The sequence below is a fragment of the Pseudomonas sp. KB_12 genome, assembly GCF_052114545.1.
GTDB lineage: Bacteria > Pseudomonadota > Gammaproteobacteria > Pseudomonadales > Pseudomonadaceae > Aquipseudomonas > Aquipseudomonas brassicacearum.
On the sequence record NZ_JBFREY010000022.1, the window covers coordinates 37839 to 63737 of the forward strand.

Consider the following 25899-nt stretch of genomic DNA (forward strand, 5'->3'; position numbering starts at 1 on the left):
GGTCGTCAAAGGGGTTGGGGAAGGCAGGCAGCTAACCACACGGCCTTGCGCGCCGCAAATCGCCTGGAGGGCCTGTTCTGTTACTTCGGCCTGCCGACCTGCCTTGAGCGTCGCCATTGTCCGGCTGAAGTGAACCACCGTCGGTCGTGCCTCTGACACGTCGCCCTTGACGTCCGATTGGGTTCTGGTGTTTCCTGAAACCGGTTTCAGAACCGCTAATAACTCCAATAAGCAGGTTTCAATCCGTGACTTCTTTCTCCGCCGCCCAGCGCAACCGCGTGACCATGCTTGACGTCGCCGAACGCGCCGGGGTCTCCAAGGCCAGTGTCTCGCGTTTCATTGGCGAGGACCGCGCCTTGCTCTCCGAGGCCATTGCCAAGCGTATCGAGCAAGCCATCAGCGAGCTGGGCTACCGGCCGAACCAGATGGCCCGCGGCCTCAAGCGCGGGCGCACACGCCTGATCGGCATGCTGGTGGCCGATATCCGCAACCCCTATTCGATCGCCGTGATGCATGGCGTGGAAACCGCCTGTCGTCGCCATGGCTACAGCCTGGTGGTGTGCAACACCGACCGTGATGACGAGCAGGAGCGCCAGCACCTGGCGCTGTTGCGCGCCTACAACATCGAAGGGTTGATCGTGAACACCCTGGGGCATCACCGCGACGAACTGTTTGAACTGCGCAGCGAAATGCCCCTGGTGCTGGTGGATCGCAAGGTCGATCGCCTCGACAGCGACCTGGTCGGGCTGGACAACCCAAAGGCCGTCGAGATGGCCCTCGATCACCTCGAACAACGGGGCTACCGCGATCTGTTGCTGGTGACCGAACCGTTCGATGGCACCAGTTCACGAATCGAACGGGTCGAGAGTTTCAAGGCTGGCATCATGCGACGCCCTGCCCTGACCGGCGCCGTGGTGGAAACCTGCGACCAATTGAGCGCGCGCATCAAGGCTTTCCTGGCCCAACCGGGGCAAGGCCCCAAGGCGCTGTTCTGTGCCAATGGCATTGCCGCGCTGGCCGCCACGACGGTGTTGCGCGAGCTCGGTTGTCACTTGTTCGACGACGTGGGCCTGATTGCCCTCGACGACCTGGATTGGTACCCCTTGGTGGGCAGCGGCATCACCGCCCTGGCCCAACCGACGGCGGAGATCGGCGCCAGTGCATTCGAATGTCTGCTCAAGCGTTTGCGCGGCGACAACGGGCCAGTGCGGACCCTCGATTTTGCGGCGCGGTTGATCGAGCGTGGGTCGACGCTTGGGGTTTCCCGGTGATCGGCCGGGCCCTATCGCGAGCAAGCTCGCTCCCACAGGGATTTCCAGCGCGACGCGGACCCCCTGTGGGAGCGAGCTTGCTCGCGATGAGGCCCTGAAGCACACCACTTTTTTTGCACAAAACTGAAACCGGTTTCAGAGGTATAAGAACAATGCACAACCCACCCGTCTCCATCAGTCTTTCCAGCTACGGCGCCGACCTGGTACGGCAACAAGGCCAAGGCAGTTTCATCGATCTGCTGGCAGCAGCCGGTGCCTCGCGCATCGAATGGCGCGAAGAATTGCTCACCACCGAACAGCCCGCCGAGCTGGCCGCTCGCGCTCGCGCCCAGGGGCTGCAAAGTGTTTTCTCGTCGCCACTGGAGCTGTGGCTCGCCGGGCAGTCCAGGCCCAACCCGGCCCTGGCGCTGACCCTGCAACGGTCCGAGACGTTCGGCTCGGCATGGCTGAAAGTCTCCCTCGGGCATTTCACCGACTCCCATGATCTGTCGGCACTGGCGGATGTGCTCGGCGCAAGCCCGGTGCAGTTGCTGGTGGAAAACGACCAGACCTTGCAAGGCGGACGGATCGAACCGTTGCAACGTTTCTTCACCGCAGCAGAAGCGCACGCAATACCCGTCGGCATGACCTTCGACATCGGCAACTGGCAATGGCAGGACCAATCGGCCGCCGTCGCCGCCCGACAGCTCGGACGGTATGTGGCTTACGTGCATTGCAAGGCAGTGGTCCAGCGCGCCGACGGCAAACTGGTCGCCGTACCTCCGGCCCTGACCGACCTGCACCTGTGGGAGCAACTGCTCAAGCACATGCCCATCGGTGTAATGCGCGCCGCCGAATACCCGCTACAAGGCGAAGACTTGCTGCAATTGACCACTGGACATGTCGCCACGCTGTCCCGTCTCGGACAATCGCGCCGGGAGCCTGCCCATGCCTGAGTTCGATGTGTTGTCGTTCGGCGAAACCATGGCGATGCTGGTGGCTGACCAGCGCGGTGACCTGGCCTGCGTCGACCAGTTCCACAAGCGCATCGCCGGGGCCGACAGCAACGTGGCCATCGGCCTGTCACGGCTGGGCTTCAAGGTGGCGTGGCTGAGCCGGGTCGGCGCCGATTCCCTGGGACGCTTCGTCGTGCAGACCCTGGAAAACGAAGGGCTGGATTGTCGTCACGTGACGGTCGACCCAACGCACCCCACCGGCTTTCAGTTCAAGTCGCGTACCGACGATGGCAGCGACCCGCAAGTCGAGTATTTCCGTCGTGGCTCGGCGGCCAGTCATCTGTCGATCGATTCCATCGCGCCAGCGCTGCTTGAAGCCCGTCACTTGCACGCCACCGGCATCGTCCCGGCGTTGTCGGTCACGGCCCGCGAGATGTCCTTTGAATTGATGACCCGCATGCGCGAGGCCGGCCGCAGCCTGTCGTTCGACCCCAACCTGAGGCCGAGCCTGTGGGCCAGCGAGTCGACGATGATTGCGCAAATCAATCGCCTCGCCGCCCTCGCCCACTGGGTCCTGCCGGGGCTCGGCGAAGGTCGCTTGCTGACCGGTTTCGACGACCCGGCCGACATCGCCGCGTTTTATCTGGACCAAGGCGCCGAAATCGTTGTGATCAAGCTCGGCGCGGACGGCGCCTATTACCGCACGCATCTGGACCAGGGCGTTATCCCTGGCGTGCCAGTCACCCAGGTGGTGGACACCGTGGGCGCCGGCGATGGCTTCGCCGTCGGTCTGATCAGTGCGTTGCTCGAAGGCCGCGCCATCAGCGAGGCCGTGCAGCGCGCCAACTGGATTGGCAGCCGCGCGGTGCAAAGCCGTGGGGACATGGAAGGGTTGCCGACCCGCCTTGAGTTATTGGCTGAATTTGAAACCGCCCATCGCGAGCAAGCTCGCTCCCACAGGGGTTAACTCGACCCCATGTGGGAGCGAGCTCGCTCGCGATGAAACCACCACAAAACGCACCTGCTGCAACAAAAACAACAAGCTCAGGAGTCAACGACATGCAAGCGCTCAACCTCGCCACCCGCCGCTGGTGGTACATCATGCCCATTGTGTTCATCACCTACAGCCTGGCCTACCTGGACAGGGCCAACTATGGATTTGCCGCTGCCTCGGGCATGGCCAAGGATCTGATGATCACCCCGGGGCTGTCATCGCTGCTCGGCGCACTGTTTTTCCTCGGCTACTTTTTCTTCCAGGTACCGGGGGCGATCTACGCGCAAAAGCACAGCGTGAAGAAGCTGATCTTCGTCAGCCTGATCCTCTGGGGCTCGCTGGCCACCCTGACGGGCGTGGTCTCCAACGCCTACTGGTTGATCGTGATCCGCTTCATGCTCGGGGTGGTCGAAGCCGCCGTGATGCCGGCGATGCTGGTGTACCTGTGCCACTGGTTCACCCGGGCCGAACGCTCGCGCGCCAATACCTTCCTGATCCTTGGCAACCCGGTGACCATGCTCTGGATGTCCGTGGTGTCGGGTTACCTGGTGCAACAGTTCGACTGGCGCTGGATGTTCATCATCGAAGGCCTGCCAGCGGTACTCTGGGCCTTTGTCTGGTGGCGCCTGGCCGATGATCGCCCGGCCCAGGCCAAGTGGCTCAGCGACCAGGAGAAGCACGATCTGGAAAGTGCCTTGGCGGCCGAACAAGTCGGCATCAAGGCAGTGAAGAACTACGCCGAGGCCTTTCGCTCGCCCAAGGTGATCATCCTGGCGCTGCAGTTTTTCTGCTGGAGCATCGGGGTCTACGGGTTTGTGTTGTGGTTGCCGTCGATCCTCAAGGCCGGCCTGCAGATGAACATGGTCGAGGCCGGGTGGCTGTCGTCCTTGCCTTACCTGGCGGCGGTGATCGGCATGCTGGTGGTGTCCTGGGCGTCGGACAAGGCGCAGAAGCGCAAGCGTTTTGTCTGGCCGCCGCTGCTGATCGCCTCCGTCGCGTTCTACGCCTCCTACCTGCTGGGGGCCGAGCATTTCTGGTGGTCCTATGGCTTGCTGGTGGTCGCCGGCGCTTGCATGTATGCGCCGTACGGCCCGTTCTTTGCCATCGTTCCGGAAATCCTCCCGGCCAATGTCGCCGGCGGTGCCATGGCGTTGATCAACAGCATGGGCGCGCTGGGTTCGTTCGGCGGCTCGTACCTGGTGGGCTACCTCAACGGCACCACCGGCTCCCCCGGCATGTCCTTCCTGCTGATGAGCGGCGCGTTGCTGCTGTCGGTGGTACTGACCCTCGCCCTCAAGCCCGGCGCCAGCGACCGGGAAGCCTCCAATACCGCGACGCCACACCCGGCGCCCGCCCGTCCCTGAATCGAGACCCGTCCCATGAAAAAACACGTGGTGTTGTACAAAGCGCTGTCCCCGCAATTGATGGCCCACCTGCAAGCCCAGGCCCAAGTCACGCTCATCGAGCGCCTCGATGCCCAGGGCCTGGCGCAACTGCGCGACGCCCTCCCCGCCGCCCACGGCCTGCTGGGGGCCAGCCTCAAGCTGGATGCGGCGCTGCTGGACCTGGCGCCGAACCTGCAAGCCATCGCCAGCGTCTCGGTGGGGGTCGACAACTACGACATCGATTACCTGACCGAACGCCAGATCCTGCTCAGCAATACCCCGGACGTGCTGACCGAAACCACCGCGGACACCGGTTTCGCCCTGATCCTGGCGACCGCTCGACGCGTGGTCGAACTGGCCAACCTGGTTCGCGCAGGCGGCTGGCAACAGAGCATCGGTCCCCGGCATTTCGGCACCGACGTCCATGGCAAGACCCTGGGCATCATCGGCATGGGGCGCATCGGCGAAGCCCTGGCCCAGCGCGGGCACTTCGGCTTCGGCATGCCGGTGCTCTACCACAGCCATTCGCCCAAGCCCGCGGTCGAGCAGCGTTTCGGCGCGCGCTATTGCAGCCTCGACACACTGTTGCAGCAGGCGGACTTCATTTGCCTGACCTTACCTTTGACCGCTGAGACCCAAGGACTGATCGGTGCACAAGCGTTCGCGCAGATGCGCCCCGAGAGCATCTTCATCAATATCTCCCGGGGAAAAGTGGTGGATGAAGCAGCACTGATCGACGCCCTGCGCAACAAGCAGATCCGAGGCGCGGGGCTGGATGTGTTCGAGCGCGAACCCTTGAGTGCGGATTCGCCGCTATTGCAAATGGACAACGTGGTCGCGACGCCGCACATGGGCTCGGCCACCTACGAGACACGGGAAGCGATGGCGCGTTGTGCCGTGGACAATTTGCTGATGGCATTGTCGGGGGAGCGGCCGGTGAATCTGGTGAATGCGGGGGCGTGGGTAGGCTGAGCAATCATCCGAGCACAGCAGCGCTTCTGTGGCGAGGGAGCTTGCTCCCGTTCGGCTGCGTAGCAGTCGCAGGCCCGGCGGGCGCGGTGTGTATGGGGAACCGCGCCGGCTCGGTTTGGGGCTGCTGCGCAGCCCAGCGGGAGCAAGCTCCCTCGCCACGGGGGTTATGTCGGCTGACGGGTTTCGATGTTGTCCAGTGCACGGTTCGCCAACAGGCTGCCCAGTTCGATCAGTTGCTGAATGCCCAGGAGGAAATGCCGGCGTGAACCGTCCAGGTCGAAAGCCAGGTCATCGGCCATGGCATTGGCCGAAGCCAGGGTTTCGCTGAGGTAGGCAAGCAAGCTTTCGGTGTCGATGTCTTTGTTGACGGTGAAGAGTTGGCCGGGGGCAGGTTCTGCTTCGGGTTTGGGGTTTAGGTAATGGTCGAGGACTCGGTCGGTGACTTCGTCGTGTTTTTGGGACTTGGTTTTTGGGCGCGGTGAGGACGAATCGGTGTTCGGTGGGTTGGGGGTTACTTTGAACATAGATGAAACTCCAGATTAGAAAATTGGAGCCATCTCTCTCGCTACCAAACGAAGGGAGGTGGCCATACGAAGGTTGGTAGACCGGTTACCTGGCAACCCGGCGCGTCCAAGGACGCCCTGCGCATGACCACCATAAAACAGAGGACGAAAAGCCCCCTATATCAGGCTGCACCTGCGCCAGAAAACCGGGCTACCAAACCCGATCGCTGATTCATCAGCGACCCGGAAACGATAGAACCTGCCTCCCAAGCGCACAAGCCGGCGAATTCTGGCGCAGTTGTAGGCAATGGCGCAAGACAACGTAGCCTGTTCCAGAGCACTCCTACGCCCGGATAAACACCCCTTCATTTTATGAGTGCTTCGCACTCAAGCGGGAGCAAGCTCCCTCGCCACGGGGTAAGTGCGCCTGTCCGGGTGGGATTCATGGCAAGCAAACCCAGCCCACAATGTTTCCAAGCCGATCACAATTCACACGGCCGATCAAAATCCCGTTAGTCGCCACCCCCCGCCATGCATTAAAGTAACGCCCCCAGCCCCGGCGTTATCCGAACGCCTGGGGCCACCCTTTCCAGGAACAGTCACCGATGGAACATCGTGAAGCGCTGCTTGCGCTGCGAACCTTTCTTTCAACGCAGATTCTCGGCCAGGAAAAACTCATCGAGCGCCTGCTCATCGCCCTGCTTGCCGACGGCCACATGCTGGTGGAAGGCGCGCCGGGGCTGGCCAAGACCAAGGCCATCAAGGAACTGGCCGAAGGCGTCGAAGCGCAGTTCCATCGCATCCAGTTCACCCCCGACCTGCTGCCCGCCGACATCACCGGTACGGAAATCTACCGCCCGGAAACCGGTAGTTTCGTGTTCCAGCAAGGGCCGATTTTCCATAACCTGGTGCTGGCGGACGAAATCAACCGCGCCCCAGCCAAGGTCCAGTCGGCCTTGCTCGAAGCCATGGCCGAGCGCCAGGTCAGCGTCGGGCGCAGCACCTATGAACTGTCGCCGCTGTTCCTGGTGATGGCCACGCAGAACCCGATCGAGCAGGAAGGCACCTACCCGCTGCCCGAAGCCCAGCTCGACCGGTTCCTGATGCACGTCAAGATCGGCTTTCCCGATGCCGCGGTGGAACGCCGCATCCTCCAGCAGGCCCGGGGGGAAGCGCTGAACGGCGAGACCAAGCCCGAACGCCGCGTGAGCCAGCAGGCGATTTTCTCCGCGCGCAAGGAAATCCTCGGGTTGTACATGGCCGACGCCGTGGAGGAATACTTGGTGCAACTGATCATGGCCACCCGCAACCCGGCCAAGTTCGATCCGGAAATGGCCGAATGGATCGCCTACGGCGCCAGCCCGCGGGGCTCCATCGCCCTGGACCGCTGCGCCCGTGCCCACGCCTGGCTGGCCGGACGCGACTTTGTCAGCCCGGAAGATATCCAGGCCGTGCTGTTCGACGTGCTGCGCCATCGCATCATCCTGTCGTTCGAAGCCGAGGCCGCTGGCATCGACCAGGACCGGGTCGTGCAGCGGATTCTCGACGTCGTCGCTGTCGCTTGAGCATGAGTCATGAATAACCCACTGGCGCCCGCACCGGGCATCCGCGTCAGCCTTTCGGAGCTGATCGAGATGCGCCATCGTGTGCGCGAGGTGCAGTTGTTCTCGACACCGGGACAGCGCAGTCCGCTGATCGGCCTGCACCACTCCAAGCTGCGCGGACGCGGGGTCGATTTCGACCAGGTGCGGGTCTATCAGGCCGGCGACGATGTGCGCACCATTGACTGGCGCGTCACCGCCCGGACCCAGGAGCCCCACACCAAACTGTTCCACGAAGAACGCGAGCGGCCTATCTTCATCATGATCGAGCAAAGCCACCGGCTGTTCTTCGGTTCGGGGCTGATGTTCAAGTCGGTGCTCGCCGCTCAGGCCGCCAGCCTCATCGGCTGGGCCGCGCTGGGGCACAACGACCGGGTCGGCGGCCTGGTGTTCGGCAATAACACCCATTACGAGGTCAAGCCGCGACGCAGCAAACAGAGCCTGTTGCAATTGCTCAACCGGCTGGTGCGGGTCAATCAGTCACTGCACACCGAGGCCGAGCCGGATCGCGACTCGTTCGGCATCGCCCTGCGCCGGGCCAGGGAAGTGCTACGGCCCGGCAGCTTGGTGATCGTGATTTGCGACGAGCGCGCGTTGTCCGACAGCGCCGAACAGCAGTTGAGCCTGCTGTCGCGCCATTGCGACCTGTTGCTGCTGCCGCTGTCGGACCCGCTGGATCACGCCCTGCCCGCCGCCGGCCTGCTGCGCTTCACCCAGCGCGACTCACAGTTGGAGCTCGACACCTTGAACTTCGAACTGCGCCAGGCCTATCGCGCACAGGCCGAAGCACGCCAGGAGCGCTGGGAAATACTGGCGCAGAAGCTGCGGATCCTGATGATGCCTCTGAGCACCCAGGGCGACATGGTCGAGCAACTGCGCGAATACCTGAACCCCAAGCGGGCCGGGAAAAGTCGATGAGCAACCTGGATCAATTGCAGCCGCTGATAGCGCCGCCCCCTATCGGTTTCTGGCCTCCCGCGCCGGGCTGGTGGTTGCTGCTGGTTTTGATCCCCTTGCTGGGCCTGGGCCTGTGGCAGTTGCGCCGGTTCATTCCCGCCAAGCGCACCGACGCCCGTGTCGAACAACCCCTGGACCCGGTGCGATTGGCCGCGCTGGCCGAACTCGCCCTGCTGTCCAAACCCTACGATGGAGCACCGGCCGGGGCCTGGCTGCAGCAGCTCAACGGGTTGCTCAAGCGCCTGTGTCGCAACCATTACCCCTACAGCCAGAGCCACACCCTCAACGGGCGCAAATGGCTGGCTTTCCTGGACAACCGCTGCCCGGCAGCCGGCCTGACCCGCTGGATGGTGCTGGTGGAAGGCGCCTACAAACCCGAATGCAAGCTCGATGACAAAGCCATCGCCGGCCTGACCCAGGCGGTCGAAATCTGGATTCGCAAACATGTTTGAGTTCGCCTGGCCGTGGGTTTTTGCCCTGTTGCCGCTGCCCTGGCTGATGCGCCTGGTGCTACCGGCCGCCGACAGCGGCGAGCCGGCGCTCAAGGTCAGTTTCCTCGGGGACCTGGAAGGCGTGGTGGGCCGGCGAGCCCGGGCCAATCTGCCAACCTGGCGGCAACAGGCGCCCTTCATCCTGCTCTGGCTGCTGTTGCTGATCGCCGCGGCCCGGCCGCATTGGTTGGGCGAGCCATTACCCATTGCCGCCAGCGGCCGCGACCTGCTGGTGGCGGTGGATGTCTCGGGTTCCATGGACTTTCCCGACATGCAATGGAAAGACGAAGAGGTCAGTCGCCTTGCGCTGGTCCAGCACATGCTCGGGGACTTTCTCGAAGACCGCGAAGGTGACCGGGTCGGCCTGATCCTGTTCGGCAGCCAGGCTTATCTGCAGGCACCGCTGACCTTCGACCGCCGCACCGTGCGCCATTGGCTCGATGAGGCGCGTATTGGCATCGCCGGCAAGAATACGGCCATCGGCGACGCCATCGGCCTGGCTCTCAAGCGCCTGCGCCAGCGGCCGGCCCACAGCCGCGTGTTGATCCTGGTCACCGACGGCGCCAACAATGGCGGCGAAATCGACCCCCTCACCGCCGCGCGACTGGCCGCCGACGAAGGCGTGAAAATCTACCCGATCGGCATCGGTGCCGACCCGGAACAAAGCGGCACCACGGGTTTGCTCGGCGTCAACCCGAGCCTGGACCTGGACGAACCGACACTCAAGGAAATCGCCCAAGCCACCGGCGGCCAGTATTTTCGTGCCCAGGACGGCGCGCAATTACTGGCGATCAAGACCACACTCGACCAGCTCGAACCGGTGACCCAGCAACCGACCCAGGCCCGTCCTGCCCTGGCGCTGTATCACTGGCCCCTGGCCGTTGCGCTGCTGTTGAGCATGTTGCTGGTGGCCCGGGCGCGCTGGCCGGACAATCCGTTGCAGCGCCTGTTCAACCAGCCGCTGTTCCAGCCGGCCCAACACACCGAGTGGCGCCAGCGGCTCAAGCGCCTGCGCTTGCGGAGGCGTCGATGATCGCCCTCTGGCCACACTGGCTACGCCCCTGGTTCGTGTTGCTGCTGCCTCTGCTGGGCTGGTTGCTCTGGCAACTGTGGCACCGGCAGAAACGCGTAGGTCGCTGGCAGATGATCCTGCCTCCCGCCTTTCATGCCGTGTTGCTCAGTGGCGGCAGTGGCCGTGAAAGCCGGCTGCCATGGATTGCCCTGGGCCTGGGTTGGCTGTTGATCGTGCTGGCGTTGCTGGGGCCGAGTTGGGCGCGGGTCGAACAGGCCAGCCAGAAACCCGCCGACCCGCTGGTGGTGGTGATGGAACTCACCCCGGAAATGCTCGCCACCGACGTCTCGCCCACGCGCCTGGAACAGTCCCGGCGCAAAGTACTGGACCTGTTGCAGAACCGCAGCGACGCCCAGACCGCGATCATCGTCTATGCCGGCAGCGCCCATACGCTGGTGCCGCTGTCCGACGACCTGTCCACCAGCGCCAACCTGCTCGAAGCCCTTGCGCCATCGATCATGCCGCAGAGCGGCCATCGTGCCGACCTGGCGGTCCGCAAGGCGCTGGCCTTGTTGGACCAGGGCGAACTGGGCCATGGCCGGATCCTGCTGATCGGTTCGACGCTGAACGAGCAGGAACGCCAAGGCATTCGCCAGGCCCTGGACGGTTCCGCCACGCAATGGCTGATGCTCGGCATTGGTACCCGCGAAGGCGCCCCGGTGCCCCAGGAAGATGGCAGTTACCTCAAGGATGCGCAGGGTTCGATCCTGCTGCCACGCCTGGACAGCCCGGGCCTCAAGGCCTTTGCCAACAAGCTGGACGGCCGCTACCGGCCGGCGCGCCTGGACGACAGCGACCTGCGCGGCCTGGGCCTGTTGGACGGCCCTCGCCATCTGCGCAGCGACGGACAAACCTTGCGCCTGGACACCTGGGCCGACCAGGGCTATTGGCTACTCCTGCCCCTGTTGCTGCTGGCCGCCTGCGCCGGGCGGCGAGGCTGGCTGTTTTGCCTGCCGCTGCTGTTCGTGTTGCCGCAAACCGGCCACGCCTTCGAATTCCAGGACCTGTGGTTGCGGGCCGACCAACAGGGCCAGCACTTGCTCAAGCAGAAGCGTCCCGCCGAGGCAGCCACCCATTTTGAGGACAGCCAGTGGCAAGGCGTCGCCCTGTACGAAGCCGGCCAATACAGCGAAGCTGCCCAGCGCTTCGCCGAAGGCAACGACGCCCGCGCGCACTACAATCGTGGCAATGCCCTGGCCAGGAGCGGCGAACTGGAAGCCGCGCTGGATGCCTATGAGCAGGCCCTGGAGTTGCAACCCGACCTGCGCCCCGCCCAGACCAACAAGGCCCTGGTGGAAAGCTTGTTGAAAGAGCCGGCCCCCGTACCGGAAGAACCCAAGCCTGCCGAAAACAAGGAACCGGACCCCGCCGAGCAATCGCCGGATAGCGACTCACCCACCCAGTCTTCCGAACCGGGCCAGCCATCCGCCGAGGCAAGCGCGACAGCGGACGAGTCCCAGCCCCCGCGGACGGCACAACCGCCTACCGCCCAGGATGTACCAGGCAGCGAACTGCCCGATGAGCAGACCACCACCCCGCCGCTGCGTCCTGCCGCAGGTCAGCGCAATGAAGAAGAACAGCGCCAGGCACTGGAACAATGGCTGCGCCAGATCCCGGATAATCCAGGGGAGCTGCTCAGGCGTAAATTCTGGTATGAACAGCAAAGCCATCAGGCCCAGGAAAAAACCCAATGACCCGCTTCACCGCCTACTTCCTCGTGTTGCTGCTCTGGGCCTCTGGAACCCAGGCTGCACAGCTGACTGCCAGTGTGGACCGCAGCCGCCTGAACTCCGGGGAAACGGTGGAACTGACCCTGGAATCCAACGACGCCACCTTGTTCGGCAAACCGGACCTCGGCCCGCTCCAGGCCTTGTTCGATGTGCGCGGTACCCGTCAGGTCAACCAGTTGACGACCCTTGACGGTGAGAACCGCGCCACCACCCGCTGGATCGTGACCCTGTTGCCGCGCCAAAGCGGCACCGTGATCATTCCGCCGTTGCAACTGGGCGAAGTGACCAGCCAGCCGATTACCCTGCAAGTGATCGAAAGCGAAACCCGCAACGCCTCGGAGCCCCTGGCGGCGGTGTTCATCGAGGCCAGCCTCGACCAGACCGAAGTGTATGTTCAGGCCCAGGCGATCTTGACCCTGCGCATCTACCATTCGGTGTCGCTGTACGACGACAGCAGCCTCACGCCGCTGCACATCCCCGATGCCCGCACCGAGCAACTGGGCGAATCGCGCACCTATGAAAAAGTCATCAACGATGTCCGCCATGGCGTGATTGAACTGCGCTACGGCATCTACCCACAGCGCAGCGGCGAACTGACGATTCCGGCCCAGACATTCAGTGCCACCCTGGTCGAGCCGGTGGCCCAGGACGCCGTACCTTCGGGCCCCAAGCCCGGCCAGTTGAAGCGGGTAAGCTCTGCGCAACTGCTGCTAAGCGTCAAACCCAAGCCGGCCAGCTACCCGGCCGACGTACCCTGGCTGCCCGCACGCAGCCTGTCCTTGAGTGAAAGCTGGAGCCCGGAACCGACCCACAGCCAGGTCGGCGATTCCCTGACCCGCAGCCTGACCCTGGAAGCCGAAGGCCTGGCCAGCGCCCAGCTGCCACCGCTGCCGGCCACGGAGATCAATGGCTTGCGGCGTTACCCGGACCAACCGGTACTCAGCAGCCGCAACAGTGAGCGCGGGCTGGTGGGCAGCCGCGAAGACCGCGAGGCCCTGGTGCCCAACCGCAGCGGGACCATCGAGCTGCCACCGGTGGAAGTGGTCTGGTGGAACACCCTGGAAGACCACCTGGACCGCACCAGTCTCCCGGCGCGGACCCTGCAAGTGGCGAACAATCCAAGCCTGATGGTGGACACGCCGGCCGGCACGACGCAGATCGTGACAACGGTCGACAGCGAGGCCCTGTGGTACTGGCAACTGAGCACCTTCCTCCTCGCCTGCACCACGCTGCTGGGCTTTGGCTTGTGGTGGCGCGCCCGCTGGCAACCGGCGATCCTGCGCTCGACCCAGACCGGACCGAGCCCACGCACCCTGCTGGATGATCTCAAACGTACCTGCCTGGCCAACGACCCCCACGCCACCCGCCAGGCCCTCGACGCCTGGGCCCGCCAGCAGCCGGAAACCCTGGCCGACATGGCGGCGCGTTTCGTGCCGCTGTCCGACGCCCTGGACGGCCTCAACGGCGCGCTCTACAGCGAGACCGGCCAGCATTGGCAGGGTGAAGACCTGTGGCGGGCCATCCGTACCATCCCGCCCACCGAAGCGGGGTTGGGCTCGGCGGGTGATTCGGGGTTGCCGCCGCTTTACCCCAAATAACCCGGAGTTTTTTTGCTGTGTAGCCTTGCCAAACCTGTAGGAGCTGCCGAGTGCAACGAGGCTGCGATCTTTCCAGTGCCAATTGAGCCCGGAGCCAAAGATCAAGAGATCGCAGGCTTCGCCAGCTCCTACAGAACCCAGCAATCCCCTCGCCGCAGTTAAGTATCGACCCGCTCAGTAGATCCAACGAAGTTGAACAAGTCCTCCCCCCGGTTTCCCAGTAAACTCTCCCTCTTTTAGCCGCCCTTCTCTTCACCGCGGCCATCATCTGTTTTCTGGAGTTTGCCTTGCGTCTGTTTCACACCTCCGACTGGCACCTGGGGCAAAACCTGCACGGCCAGGAACGCGATTTCGAACACGCCTGCTTCCTCGACTGGCTGCTGCGTCAACTGACCCACGAAAAGCCCGACGTGCTGCTGATCGCTGGCGACATCTTCGACACCGTCAACCCGCCGGTCAAAGCCCAGGAGCGGCTGTACGATTTCATCGTCAGCGCCCATGAACAAAACGCCAACCTGACCATCGTGATGATCGCCGGCAACCACGACTCCGGCTCGCGTATCGAATTGCCTGCGCCGCTGATGCGACGCTTGCGCACTCACGCCCTGGGTCGGGTGTTGTGGCTGGACGACGGCCAACTGGACGTCGAGCGCCTGTTGTTGCCGTTGCCCGATGCCAAAGGCAAGGTCAAGGCGTGGTGCCTGGCCCTGCCGTTCCTGCGCCCCGCCGAAGTCACCGGCGCGCAACTGGGCGACGACTACCTGCGGGGCATCGGCCAGGTGCATGAGTGGCTGATCGCCGCGGCCAACAGCAAGCGCAAGAAAGGCCAGGCACTGATCGCCATCAGTCATGCGCACATGGCCGGCGGTTCGGTGTCCGAGGATTCCGAACGCAGCCTGATCATCGGCAACGCCGAGGCCCTGCCCGCCAGCCTGTTCGGCCCGAGCATCAGCTACGTCGCCCTCGGCCATTTGCACAAGCCGCAGAAGGTCAACGGTGAAGAGCGTATCCGCTACAGCGGTTCGCCGATCCCGCTGTCATTTTCGGAGATCGGCTATCAGCATCAGATCCTCGACATCACCCTGGACGGCGAAACCCTGGTCAAGGTCGAGCCGCGCCTGATCCCACGCGCCGTCAACCTGCAACGCCTGGGCCCGGCGCCGCTGGCCGATCTCCTGGTGCAACTCAAGGACCTGCCTGACATCGACCTGCTGGCCGATGTCCAGCGCCAACCCTGGCTGGAAGTGCGGGTGCGCCTCGATGAACCGCAGCCGGACCTGCGTCACCAGGTGGAAACCGCACTGCAAGGCAAGGCCGTACGCCTGGTGCGGATCGGCGCCGAGTACGCCGGCAACGGCGGCGCCGGCAGTGCCGATGATGGCAGCGCACTGGTGGAGCTGGATCAACTCAGCCCGCAGGAGTTGTTCAGCCGCGCCTGGCAGGACACCTACGGCAACGAAGTGGACGAACAGACCCTCAAGGACTTTGCCGTGCTGTTGCAAGACGTGCAGATGGAGAGCGAGCAGCCATGAAGATCCTCGCGATCCGCCTCAAGAACCTGGCGTCCCTGGCCGGGCCGTTTGAAATCGATTTCACCGCCGAACCCTTGGCCAGCGCCGGCCTGTTCGCCATTACCGGCCCCACGGGCGCCGGCAAGAGCACGTTGCTCGACGCCCTGTGCCTGGCGCTGTTCGGTGCCGTGCCGCGCCTCAATAACACCGGACGCGACGCCAAGGTGCCGGACGTCGATGGCGAGATTGCCACGGGCGACCCACGCACGCTGTTGCGCCGCGGCACCGGCGATGGCTTTGCCGAAGTGGATTTTCGCGGCATCGACGGGCGCCGCTATCGGGCCCGCTGGGAAGCCAATCGCGCCCGGGAAAAGGCCGGCGGCAAGTTGCAAGCCAGCCGCCAGAGCCTGCGGGACCTGGACAACGATCAACTGCTGGCGAGCCAGAAAGGCGAATACAAGACCCAGCTCGAAGCGGCCCTGGGCCTGAACTTCGAACAGTTCACCCGTGCCGTGCTGCTGGCCCAGAGCGAGTTCAGCGCGTTTCTCAAGGCCGATGACAACGATCGCAGCGAACTGTTGGAAAAACTCACCGACACCGCCCTGTATACCCGCCTCGGTCGCCGCGCCTTCGACAAGGCCAAGCAAGCCAAGGACAGCCACCGGCAGTTGCAGGACCAGGCCACCGGTGTCACGCCGCTGGCCCCCGAGGCCCGGGCCGAGCTGGACCAGCGTTTCAACGACGCCCAGCAATTACTCAAGGCCCAACAGGCGCAACTCAAGCAACTGGAGCAGCAGCACACCTGGCTGCGCGACCTGGGCCTATTGCAGGATGAACACGCCAGCGCCGCCCAACAGCTGCAACAGGCCCAGGCCGATTGGAACGCCCTGGCCGACGAGCGCCTGAAACTGGTCCGCCTGGAACAACTGGCGCCCCAACGCCATCAGTTCATCCGCCAGGCCGAACTGAGCCGACAGCTCGACCCCTTGGCCGCGCAGATCCAGCAGCTTACCCAGCAGCAGCTCAATCTCCATAACCAGCAGGCCGAACTGGAAAAAAGTCTGGGCGCCGCGCAACTGGCGCTGGCTGCGGCCCGGCAACACAGCAGCGACAGCGCGCCGTTGCTGCGCCAGGCCTTTGAAGAGCAAAGCACCCTGGCCCGCCTCGCCAGGGACGCCAGCCAGGGCGCCGAGCGCCAGGAACAGGCGCAACAGGCCTGCACCGAAGGCCAGCGCACCATCGACACCTTGCTCGAACAGCAAAGGCAGGTGGCAGAGCGCTTGCAGCGCATCGCCGGGGAGCTTGAGCAAAGCACGCACCTGGCCCCGCTGAGCGATGCCTGGAACGCCTATCGCGATCGCCTCCAACAACTGATGTTGATCGGCAATCGCCTGAACCAGGGCCAGGCCGAACTCGCCACACTGGAACAAAGCGCCACCCGCGCCGCCGAGGAACTGGCCAGCCGCCGGCAAGACCTCGAAGTGCTGTACAAGGAAGCCGGCGCCGAACCGGAGGCAGTCGCCGAACAGATCCAGTTGCTCGGCACCCTGCTGCAAGACAACCGCAAGCAATTGCGTGCATTCGAAGACCTGACCCGGCTATGGGCCAGTCAGCAAGAGCTGGACAAACGTGGCGCCGAACTTGAACAACGCCAGCAACGAGCGTTGCAGGAACGTGACCGGCTGGTGCGCGAAGGCGGCGAAGCCAAGGCCGAACTGACCATTGCCGAGCAGACGCTGACCGTCACCCGCGAGCTGCTGGAGCGCCAGCGCCTGGCCCGTAGCGAAAGTGTCGAGCAACTGCGCGCACAGTTGCAGGATGAACAGCCCTGCCCCGTGTGTGGCAGTGTCGAGCATCCTTATCATCAGCCCGAAGCCCTGCTGGAAAACCTCGGGCGCTTTGATGAAACCGAAGAGGCCAACGCCCGCCAGGCCGTCGACCTGCTCAATGAAAAAGTCATCGACCTGCGGGCGCAATACAGCGGGGTCATCGCCCAGCTCAAGGAACTCAAACAGCAGCAGGAACAGCTCGCCAGCCAGCAACAGAGCCTGGCGCCCAGCCTTGAAGCCCACCCGTTGTCGGCGCAACTGCTGGCCCAGGATGCGAACAAGCGCGACGCCTGGCTGACCCAGCAGAACAGCCAACTGACCCTGCGCATCAGCCAGGACGAACAGCGGCAAACCGCCCTGCTGACCCTGCAGCAGGACGCCGCGCGCATGGCACAGCGACTGCGTGAAGCCGAGGCAGCCAGCCAACAGGCATCACAGCACCTGGGCAACCAGCAGCAGGAACTGTCCCGCGACCGCCAGCGCCTGGACGAGGAACTGAGCCACTTCAGCACCCTGCTACCCGCTGACACCCTGCAGGCCTTGCGCAGCGAACCCGCCGCAACCTTCTTGCAGCTCGACCAGCAGATCGCCCAGCGCCTGGAGCAATTGGAACAGCAGCGCGACGAGCTGGGCGAACAGCTCCAGCGCCAGCAGACCCTGGAGAAAGAGCAGGACCGCCAGCAGACCCGCCTCCAGCAACTGGAAGCGGCCCGCCTGCAATTCAGCGCCCTGAGCGAGCAACAACAGGCCTGCCAGGAGAAACTCACGCAACTGCTCGGCGAGCACACCAGCGCCGAACAGTGGCAGCAACAACTCGACCAGCGCCTGGAACAGACGCGGGATGCCGAGGCGACGGCCAATCAGCAGTTGCAGCAATTGCGCAACGACCTGGTGCAACTGGCCGCCGAACTCAAGGCCCGACAGGAACAGGCGCAATCCCTGGACCTCGAACGCCAGGCGCTGGCCGCCGGTATCGCGCAATGGCGAACCACCCATCCGGAACTGGACGATGCCGCCCTCGTGGCCCTGCTCGGCCTGGACGACCACCACGTCAGCCAGTTGCGCCAGCGTTTGCTCAATAGCGAAAAAGCCATCGAACAAGCCCGCGTCCTGCTCACCGAACGCGAGCAGCGCCTGCAAAACCATCAGGCCCAACACAACGGCAACCTGGCGCCCGAGCAGCTCGCCCAAGCCCTCACCGAACTGCAAGGCCAATTCGCCGCCAGCGAACAGCACTGTGCCGAACTGCGCGCCGAACAGGCCGAGGACCAGCGCCGGCAGAACGCCAACCAGGCCCTGGCCCAGCAGATCGAACAGGCCTACGCCGAATACCAGCGCTGGGCACGCCTCGATGCCCTGATCGGTTCGGCCACTGGCGACCGCTTCCGCAAGCTGGCCCAGGCCTACAACCTCGACTTGCTGGTGCATCACGCCAATGCCCAACTGCGGCAACTGGTGCGCCGCTATAGGCTCAAGCGTGGCGGCAGCATGCTCGGGCTGCTGGTGATGGACACGGAAATGGGCGATGAACTGCGCTCGGTGCATTCGTTGTCCGGCGGCGAAACCTTCCTGGTCTCCCTCGCCTTGGCATTGGGCCTGGCCTCGATGGCGTCCAGCACACTGAAGATTGAATCGCTGTTCATCGACGAAGGCTTCGGCAGCCTCGATCCCGAATCACTGCAACTGGCGATGGACGCCCTCGACGGCTTGCAGGCCCAGGGCCGCAAGGTCGCGGTGATTTCCCACGTGCAGGAAATGCACGAGCGGATTCCGGTGCAGATCCAGGTGCGTCGCCAGGGCAACGGCTTGAGCACAGTGGAGGTGAAATGAGCCACGCCACGCTCTATTCCTTCCGCCGCTGTCCCTACGCGATGCGGGCGCGCATGGCCTTGCGCTACAGCGCGGTCGAGGTGGCGATTGTCGAAGTCAGCCTGAAGGCCAAGCCAGCCGAGATGCTCGCACTCTCCAGCAAAGGCACGGTGCCGGTGCTGCAGGTCGATGGCCAGGTGATCGATGAAAGCCTGGAGATCATGAACTGGGCCTTGGCCCAGCACGATCCGCAAGACTGGAGGCTACGGGACGACCCCGAAGGCCAGGCGCTGGCGGCGGCGTTGATCGAGGAAAACGACCAGGTGTTCAAGCTGCACTTGAATCGCTACAAATACCCCGAGCGCCATCCCGAGTACCCGAAGGAACATTACCGTAGCGAGGGTGAAAGCTTTCTGCGCAGGCTGGAGGCCTTGCTTGAAACCCGGGCGTTTCTGGCGGCGCATCACCCGAGCATGGCCGACGTGGCGGTGATGCCCTTCATACGCCAGTTCGCCCATGTCGACCGCGACTGGTTTGCCCAGGCGCCCTACCCTCGGCTACAGGACTGGTTGCAGAGGTTTCTGGATGGCGAGCTGTTCGTGGCGATCATGGCCAAGTAACCATTTGCCCGGCGAGCGCCCTTTTGTAACCAAAGGCGCTTTTGTGGCGAGGGAGCTTGCTCCCGCTGGGCCGCGCAGCGGCCCCCTTTCTGCGATTGCTGCGCAATCGAGCGGGAGCAAGCTCCCTCGCCACAAAGGCAATCATGCCACCCCACTGTTGAGCGCACGACTCGATCAGTCACTCAACAAACTCAATAATCGCTCACGCGCCACTTCCAACTCGCCGGAATCCGGCTGGGCCGCGGAGACAATCGGGGTGGAATAGAGAAACAGCAGCATCACTGCCAGACGCATCGCCATGGTGTCGATCCTTATCGGCAAAGGAGTCAATTTGTCAGCGTCAAATTTAAACACATGGCCAAGTGATATTACAGCAGGATTTCTCTGGAAACGGCGAAGCCTGCGATCTTTTCTCTTGCACCTTAGGGTCAGTGAAGATGAAAAGATCGCAGGCTTCGGTCGTTGCGCGATATTTCAGTGTTGGGTCTTGTGGTCCAACGCCGCATAGAAGTTGGCGCTTTGTTGCAGGTATTTCTCGGTGTAGCTCTGGGTGCGATTTTTCTTGTCGCTGATCTCGATGCTGGCACTGGCGGGCAGCGCCACGGTGGCAGAGATGGCGGAAGCGGCGATCACGGAGAAGAGATTCAGATTCATGGCGGTAGACCTCGGATTCAGTTGGCTGACTTGCCCGGTTGGGCCGTGAAGCAAACTTACGCGCCGAGGCGTCCTGCGTTGAAATGCTTTGCATCACTTGCGAATATCAGTCTCGTTGATACAACGGCGCAGGCCCCGAAAAACGGGGCCTGCGGTCTATTGACGGACGATGAACTTCAAATCGCTGGGCGCATCCATCGGCATTTTCTGCACGGTTTTACCCAGCAGGCCGGTCTTCGGATCGCGCTCGAGCACCACGATCTGGTTGCTCTTCTGGTTGGCAATCAGCAGGAATTTCCCGCTCGGGTCGAGGCTGAATTCCCGTGGATGATCGCCTTCGACCGAGCGCCGCTGCAGCTCTTTGAGCGTGCCAGTGGCCGGGTCGATAGCGAACACCAGCACTTCGTTGGTGGTGCCACGGTTACTGACGTAGAGGAACTTGCCATCCCGGGACGCATGCAGCGCAGCCGCCGCCCTGCCCGGTTGTGGCTTGCCGGCAGCCAGGTCGACCAGTTGGCGCTGGGTCAATCGACCGTCCTGATAGTCGAACACCGCCACTTGCGCGCTCATTTCCATGGTCAGCCAGGCGTGCTTGCCATCAGCGCTGAACAACAGGTGACGCGGGCCGCTGCCGGGTGGCAACTGCACGAAGGCTGGGTCGGCAGCGGTCAACGGCAGCTCTGGATTGGCCTTGGGGTCGTAGCGGTAGATGAACACCTTGTCCGCCCCCAGGTCGTTGGCGAACACGTACTTGCCATCGGGCGACGGCACTGCGGCGTGCACATGGGCCGACATCTGCCGCTCGGGGCTGACCTTGCTCGGCTGATGACTGCTCAACTGCACCACCGGTGCCAGCTTGCCATCGGCGCCCACCGGCAATACCGCCAGCGTGCCGCCCGGGTCTTCCACCACCGAGTAGTTGCTGACCAGCAGATGCCGGCCATCACCGCTGAGGCTGGAATGGGTCGGCTCGTTGCCCAGGGACTGCACCTGATTGATCAGGCTCAGTTCATGGGTCTTCGGGTCAATGGCGTAGCTGCTGACCTTGCCCACCGGGTCTTTCTGGCCCGGCCCGTTTTCGTTGACCACGAACAGCCGGGTCATGTCCTTGGAAAGGGTCAGCCACGACGGGTTGTCTGTCTTGATCACTTGCAACGGGTTGGCATCGAGCTGGCCGGTGCGGCTGTCGAATTGCATCCGGTAAATGCCCTCGCTCTGGCCGGCGGTGTAGGAACCCACCAGCAGTTGATGGCGTTCATCGGTGCCTGCCTGGACGCCCATGGCGCCCAGGCTGCCAGCCATCAGCAACGGCCAGAGACTACGCATTTTCATCTTCGTCGTCCTCATCGTCGTGGCCGCTGGTAGCTTCCACGCACTCCAAGTGGTGGTCGCCCGAATCGCTGGTGATGATCCAGTGGTTCAGGGTTTTGTCGAATATCGCGGCCTGCATCTGCGCTGGCGTGAAGCGCCAGTGCTCGAGGGTGCGGCCGTTCATGCACTCGACGTGCAACTGGTCCTGCTCGTCGAGAGAAAAATCGAACGCGTGCAGCCCATCGATAATCAGCATGTCGCAGGATTCGAGGGCGTGCAGCAGGGTGTCGGTTACGGCAGTCATGGCGATCAGTCGTTCATTGGGAAAGTCGTCATGATAACCCAATGTGGGCGTGGGCCTTGGGCCATAAGGTTCGAAAGCGGTTTCGATGGGAAGATCGCCATCGCGAGCAAGCTCGCTCCCACAGTTGGATTTCCAGCGAACACGAATTTTGTATTCACCAAAGCCCCCCTGTGGGAGCGAGCTTGCTCGCGATGAGGCCAGCACATTCAACTTGAATATAACGGCCTCACCGCAACCCTCAGAGCGCCTCGCGCCCCGGCACGCCATCCACCAACCGCAGGATCCCCAGCGGGTTGGCATTTTTCAGCGGCTCGGGCAACAGGCTGTCCGGGTAGTTCTGGAAGCACACCGGACGCAGGAAACGATCGATCGCCAGGGTGCCCACCGACGTACCACGGGCATCGGACGTCGCCGGGTAAGGCCCGCCGTGCACCATCGAATCACACACCTCCACCCCGGTCGGATAACCGTTGAGCAGGATGCGGCCGACCTTCTGCTCCAGCAGCGGCGTCAGTTCGCTGAACCGTTCGAAGTCCGCCGGCTCGCCGATCATCGTTGCCGTCAGTTGACCGTGCAGGCCGTTCAGCGCGGCGGTCAGTTGCGCCTGGTCCGCGACTTCGACAAACACCGTGGTCGGGCCGAACACTTCTTCCTGCAGCGCCTCGTCACCGTTGATCAGCAGGCTGGCGTCAGCCTTGAACAACTGCGGCTGGGCCTGGTTGCCCTGCTGCTCGCGCCCGGCCAAATGCTCGATGCCCGGGTGAGCCAGCAACTTCTGCAGGCCCTTGCCGTAGCTTTGCAGCGTGCCGGCGTTGAGCATGGTCTGGGGCGCCTGGTCGCCGATCAGCGCGGCTACCTGCTGGGTGAAGGCGGTGAACTGCGGCGAACGAATGCCGATCACCAGGCCAGGGTTGGTACAGAACTGACCGCAGCCCTGCACCACCGAGGCGGTCAGGTCGCGCGCGACGCTCTCGGCGCGGGTTTCCAGGGCTTGGGGCAACACGATCACCGGGTTGATGCTCGACATCTCGGCGAACACCGGGATCGGCTGCGGCCGTGCGGCCGCCATGTCGCACAGGGCACGCCCGCCCTTGAGGGAGCCGGTGAAACCCACGGCCTGGATCGCCGGATGCTTGACCAGCCATTCGCCAACGCCACCACCGTAGATCATGTTGAACACACCCGCCGGCATCGCGGTCTTTTCAGCCGCGCGGATGATCGCATCGGCCACGTACTCGGCGGTCGCCATGTGGCCACTGTGGGCCTTGAACACCACCGGGCAACCGGCCGCCAGGGCCGACGCCGTGTCGCCCCCGGCGGTGGAAAATGCCAGGGGGAAGTTACTGGCGCCAAACACCGCCACTGGCCCAAGGCCAATGCGGTATTGACGCAGGTCCGGACGGGGCAACGGCGTGCGCTCAGGCAACGCTCGGTCGATGCGCGCACCGTAGAAATCACCCCGGCGCAGGACCTTGGCAAACAGGCGCATCTGGCCGCTGGTACGACCGCGCTCGCCCTGGATCCGTGCCGCCGGCAGCGCGGTTTCACGGCAGACCACGGCCACGAACGCATCGCCCAAGGCGTCCAGCTCATCGGCAATGGCCTCGAGGAACTCGGCCCGGCGCACCGCACTCAGGCTGCGGTAGGCAGGATAAGCCGCCGCGGCAGCCTTGGCGGCGGCGTCGACTTCTTCGGCCGTGGCCTGGACGAAGTCATGGGGCAAGGCTTCGCCGGTGCTGGCGTCGACGCTCTGCAGGCGAGTCTGGCCGGCGGCGCTGCGCGCACCGCCGATGTAGTTGTGGCCAAGGATCTGGTTCATCGCAAGTCTCCTTTAAAGTGTGCCGATAGTACCCGGGTTGAACACCGCGTCCACCGGGGCAATGCCGTTGACCAGCGGCGCGCCGAATTCAGCCTGGCTAATTTCGAACACATCCCCCGGCTGCGTGCGGATGCCATCGGCGAACGACAGGGTCGCGGTGCCGAAGAAGTGAACGTGGACATCCCCTGGGCGCAGGAACTGACTGTACTTGAAGTGGTGGAATTCCAGGTTTTCGAGGCTGTGGCACATGTTCGCCTCGCCGCTGAGGAATTCGTTCTGCCACAGCACTTCGCCGTTGCGCAGGATACGACTGGTCCCGGACAGATGTTGAGGCAGTTCACCCACGCGAAGTTCCGGGCCAAAACTGCAACTGCGCAATTTCGAATGGGCCAGGTACAGGTAATTCTTGCGCTCCATCACGTGGTCGGAAAACTCGTTGCCCACGGCAAAGCCCAGGCGATAAGGCTTGCCGTCGTGACCGATGACGTACAGGCCGCTGATTTCCGGCTCTTCGCCAGCGTCTTCGGCAAAGGGCGGCAGCGGGAACGGATGGCCCGGGCGGACCACAATGCTGCCGTCGCCCTTGTAGAACCATTCCGGTTGCACACCAGCCTGCCCGGCCTGGGGCTTGCCGCCCTCCACGCCCCACTTGAAGATGCGCATGGTGTCGGTCATGGCCGCTTCGTCACCGGCCTGCTGGTGCATCTTGTCCCGGGCCGAGGCGCTGCCCAGGTGGGTCAGGCCGGTGCCGCTGACCAACAGGTGCGCCGGGTCCGGGTGGTCCAGCGGCGGCAGGATGCGCAGGTCACCGAGCAACCGGGCGTAGTCATGGCTCGCCCCCAGGCCCAGGCTATTGACCTGTTGCTCAAGCTTCACGCCCGCTTCGATGGCCGCCAGCGCCAGGTCGCGCACGGTGCGAGCGCCCTGCACTTCGCGCACCTGATCGCCCTCGACTACACCGACGCGGCGTTCGCCGTTTGGCAATTCGAACTGAACTAAACGCATATCTTTCTCCTTGCAAACATAACTTAAATACAACGCCGGTCCCTTGTGGGAGCGAGCTTGCTCGCGATAGCGGCCTTACATTTACCCATGATGTCGACTGTCAGACCGCCATCGCGAGCAAGCTCGCTCCCACAGTTGATTGCAGTGACCTCAGGTACGCGTCGCCCCGCGGGCGCTGGCCGCGAACTGGTCCACTGGCAGCACATGCTTGCGCTCCAGCAGGCGATAGACCACGCCGGTCAATACCAGGCCGAACACCATCACACACGACAGGAAATACAGCCCCGAGGCCAGGTTGCCGGTGTACTCCTTCAGCGCACCGATCACGAACGGGCCGATGTAGCCGCCCAGGTTGCCCACCGAGTTGATCAACGCAATGCCCGCCGCCGCACTGGCGCCGGCAAAGAAACGCCCCGGCAAGGTCCAGAACACCGCCGTGCAGGAAAACAGCGCGAACGCCACCAGGCACAGCGCCGCCAATTGCAACACCGGCACCGACAACCAGGCGCTGAGGAACAGGCCGATGGCGCCCAGCACGTACAACACGGCCAGATGACCGTAGCGGTCGTTCAAGCGGTCGGAGCTGCGGGGAATGATCAGCAAACCGATGATGCCGAAGATGTACGGCACCGACGACACGAAGCCAGTCACCAGGTCACTGCCGCCGAACTGCTTGATCAGCGTCGGCAACCACAGGCCCAGGCCGTAGATGCTCAAGGTCACCGGCAGGTAGAACAGCGCCAGCAGCAAGACACGCTTATCCTTGAGGGCATGCAGCGGATTGCCGTGGCGGGTCTGGCCGTATTCCTGCAGGTCTTTTTTCAGTTCACTGGTCAGCCAATCCTTCTCGGCCTGGTCCATCCATTTCACTTGTTGCGGGCCGTCCGGCAAGTAACGCAGCACCGGCCAGGTCAACAGCACCGCCGGCAGGCCGATGACGATGAACAGCCACTGCCAGCCGTGCAGGCCAAGGATGCCGTCCATGCCCAGCAAGCCACCGGACACGGGGCCGGTGATCATCATCGCGATGGGCTGGGAAAGAATGAACAGGCCCAGGATCTTGCCGCGATGGCGCACCGGGAACCACTGAGTGATGTAGTACAGCACGCCCGGGAAGAACCCGGCTTCGGCCGCACCGAGCAGAAAGCGCATCACATAGAAGCTATGCGGGCCTTGTACGAACGCCATGCCGATGGTGATGGCGCCCCAGGTGATCATGATCCGGGCGAACCAGCGCCGGGCACCGAAGCGTTCCAGCATCAGGTTGCTGGGGATCTCCAGCAGGAAATAACCGATGAAAAACAGCCCTGCACCCAGGCCGTAGGCGGCGTCGCCGATGCCCAGGTCGGCACCCATGTGCAGCTTGGCAAAGCCCACCGCAGAGCGGTCCACGTAGGCGATCAGGTACAGCAGGATCAGGAAGGGAATCAGTTTCAGCGTGATGCGACGTATAAGCCGCAATTCCTGGCTCATGGGACCGGTCTCCGATTGTTGTTGTTATGGAACCTCGGGGGATTTCTCTCGCGAA

General features: G+C 63.6%; 22 protein-coding genes. 14 read left to right on the forward strand and 8 right to left on the reverse strand.

Going from position 1 to position 25899, the window contains the following annotated elements:
- Window positions 1-245 precede the first annotated feature (245 nt).
- The 5 genes from AB4Z20_RS18550 (at window position 246) to AB4Z20_RS18570 (ending at window position 5557) form a co-directional block, all read left to right on the forward strand.
- Window positions 246-1271 carry a LacI family DNA-binding transcriptional regulator gene (locus AB4Z20_RS18550; RefSeq protein ID WP_320388785.1) on the forward strand — a complete coding sequence of 342 codons (1026 nt, stop codon included), beginning with the start codon at window positions 246-248 and terminating at the stop codon, window positions 1269-1271.
- Window positions 1272-1423: 152 nt separating this feature from the next.
- Window positions 1424-2206, forward strand: a complete 783-nt coding sequence (locus tag AB4Z20_RS18555; protein ID WP_442090368.1) for a sugar phosphate isomerase/epimerase family protein — start codon at window positions 1424-1426, stop codon at window positions 2204-2206.
- On the forward strand, window positions 2199-3173 hold the full coding sequence (locus AB4Z20_RS18560; protein WP_253475551.1) for a sugar kinase: 975 nt from the start codon (window positions 2199-2201) through the stop codon (window positions 3171-3173). The genes AB4Z20_RS18555 and AB4Z20_RS18560 overlap by 8 nt, the downstream gene beginning before the upstream one ends.
- A gap of 92 nt (window positions 3174-3265) precedes the next feature.
- Window positions 3266-4564, forward strand: coding sequence for an MFS transporter (locus tag AB4Z20_RS18565; protein ID WP_442090369.1), 1299 nt, complete (start codon window positions 3266-3268; stop codon window positions 4562-4564).
- A 15-nt stretch (window positions 4565-4579) separates the two neighbouring features.
- Entirely contained in the window at window positions 4580-5557 is a 978-nt protein-coding gene (locus AB4Z20_RS18570; protein ID WP_442090370.1) for a 2-hydroxyacid dehydrogenase, read from the forward strand.
- Between the two features lie 164 nt (window positions 5558-5721).
- Here AB4Z20_RS18570 and AB4Z20_RS18575 read toward each other — a convergent pair whose 3' ends face one another.
- Window positions 5722-6081 carry a DUF6124 family protein gene (locus AB4Z20_RS18575; protein ID WP_442090371.1) on the reverse strand — a complete coding sequence of 120 codons (360 nt, stop codon included), beginning with the start codon at window positions 6079-6081 and terminating at the stop codon, window positions 5722-5724.
- Window positions 6082-6665: 584 nt separating this feature from the next.
- On the opposite strand from AB4Z20_RS18575, the gene AB4Z20_RS18580 reads away from it, so the two are divergent.
- The 9 genes from AB4Z20_RS18580 to AB4Z20_RS18620 all read left to right on the forward strand — a co-directional run bounded on the left by AB4Z20_RS18580 (window position 6666) and on the right by AB4Z20_RS18620 (window position 19278).
- Complete coding sequence (locus AB4Z20_RS18580) at window positions 6666-7625, forward strand: AAA family ATPase (RefSeq protein WP_003202654.1); 960 nt, start codon at window positions 6666-6668, stop codon at window positions 7623-7625.
- 9 nt (window positions 7626-7634) lie between these two features.
- A complete protein-coding gene (locus tag AB4Z20_RS18585; RefSeq protein WP_258688325.1) occupies window positions 7635-8579 on the forward strand; it encodes a DUF58 domain-containing protein in 945 nt (314 codons plus the stop codon).
- Window positions 8576-9070 (forward strand): DUF4381 domain-containing protein, encoded by a 495-nt coding sequence (locus AB4Z20_RS18590; RefSeq protein WP_442090372.1) that lies wholly within the window; start codon window positions 8576-8578, stop codon window positions 9068-9070. Before AB4Z20_RS18585 ends, AB4Z20_RS18590 begins: the two co-directional genes overlap by 4 nt.
- Entirely contained in the window at window positions 9063-10142 is a 1080-nt protein-coding gene (locus tag AB4Z20_RS18595) for a vWA domain-containing protein (protein WP_442090373.1), read from the forward strand. Before AB4Z20_RS18590 ends, AB4Z20_RS18595 begins: the two co-directional genes overlap by 8 nt.
- The gene (locus AB4Z20_RS18600) at window positions 10139-11875 is read left to right on the forward strand and encodes a VWA domain-containing protein (protein ID WP_253475571.1); all 1737 of its coding nucleotides are present in this window, start codon (window positions 10139-10141) and stop codon (window positions 11873-11875) included. The genes AB4Z20_RS18595 and AB4Z20_RS18600 overlap by 4 nt, the downstream gene beginning before the upstream one ends.
- The gene (locus AB4Z20_RS18605) at window positions 11872-13509 is read left to right on the forward strand and encodes a BatD family protein (RefSeq protein ID WP_442090374.1); all 1638 of its coding nucleotides are present in this window, start codon (window positions 11872-11874) and stop codon (window positions 13507-13509) included. Before AB4Z20_RS18600 ends, AB4Z20_RS18605 begins: the two co-directional genes overlap by 4 nt.
- 287 nt (window positions 13510-13796) lie before the next feature.
- Window positions 13797-15041, forward strand: coding sequence for an exonuclease SbcCD subunit D C-terminal domain-containing protein (locus AB4Z20_RS18610; protein WP_442090375.1), 1245 nt, complete (start codon window positions 13797-13799; stop codon window positions 15039-15041).
- Entirely contained in the window at window positions 15038-18679 is a 3642-nt protein-coding gene (locus tag AB4Z20_RS18615) for an AAA family ATPase (RefSeq protein ID WP_442090376.1), read from the forward strand. The genes AB4Z20_RS18610 and AB4Z20_RS18615 overlap by 4 nt, the downstream gene beginning before the upstream one ends.
- Window positions 18676-19278 carry a glutathione S-transferase gene (locus tag AB4Z20_RS18620; RefSeq protein ID WP_258688343.1) on the forward strand — a complete coding sequence of 201 codons (603 nt, stop codon included), beginning with the start codon at window positions 18676-18678 and terminating at the stop codon, window positions 19276-19278. Before AB4Z20_RS18615 ends, AB4Z20_RS18620 begins: the two co-directional genes overlap by 4 nt.
- A gap of 174 nt (window positions 19279-19452) precedes the next feature.
- On the opposite strand, the gene AB4Z20_RS18625 is transcribed toward AB4Z20_RS18620, so the two are convergent.
- From AB4Z20_RS18625 to AB4Z20_RS18655, 7 genes are all read right to left on the reverse strand, one after another.
- Window positions 19453-19578 carry a hypothetical protein gene (locus AB4Z20_RS18625; protein ID WP_003180680.1) on the reverse strand — a complete coding sequence of 42 codons (126 nt, stop codon included), beginning with the start codon at window positions 19576-19578 and terminating at the stop codon, window positions 19453-19455.
- Window positions 19579-19752: 174 nt separating this feature from the next.
- On the reverse strand, window positions 19753-19932 hold the full coding sequence (locus AB4Z20_RS18630; protein WP_018611529.1) for a hypothetical protein: 180 nt from the start codon (window positions 19930-19932) through the stop codon (window positions 19753-19755).
- Between the two features lie 156 nt (window positions 19933-20088).
- Window positions 20089-21264, reverse strand: a complete 1176-nt coding sequence (locus tag AB4Z20_RS18635; RefSeq protein ID WP_442090377.1) for a lactonase family protein — start codon at window positions 21262-21264, stop codon at window positions 20089-20091.
- Complete coding sequence (locus tag AB4Z20_RS18640) at window positions 21251-21547, reverse strand: DUF5629 family protein (RefSeq protein WP_214512724.1); 297 nt, start codon at window positions 21545-21547, stop codon at window positions 21251-21253. Before AB4Z20_RS18640 ends, AB4Z20_RS18635 begins: the two co-directional genes overlap by 14 nt.
- A 238-nt stretch (window positions 21548-21785) precedes the next feature.
- A complete protein-coding gene (locus AB4Z20_RS18645; RefSeq protein WP_442090378.1) occupies window positions 21786-23366 on the reverse strand; it encodes an aldehyde dehydrogenase (NADP(+)) in 1581 nt (526 codons plus the stop codon).
- 12 nt (window positions 23367-23378) lie between these two features.
- Complete coding sequence (araD1, locus tag AB4Z20_RS18650; protein WP_258688344.1) at window positions 23379-24371, reverse strand: AraD1 family protein; 993 nt, start codon at window positions 24369-24371, stop codon at window positions 23379-23381.
- Between the two features lie 150 nt (window positions 24372-24521).
- A complete protein-coding gene (locus AB4Z20_RS18655; protein ID WP_442090379.1) occupies window positions 24522-25844 on the reverse strand; it encodes an MFS transporter in 1323 nt (440 codons plus the stop codon).
- Window positions 25845-25899 lie beyond the last annotated feature (55 nt).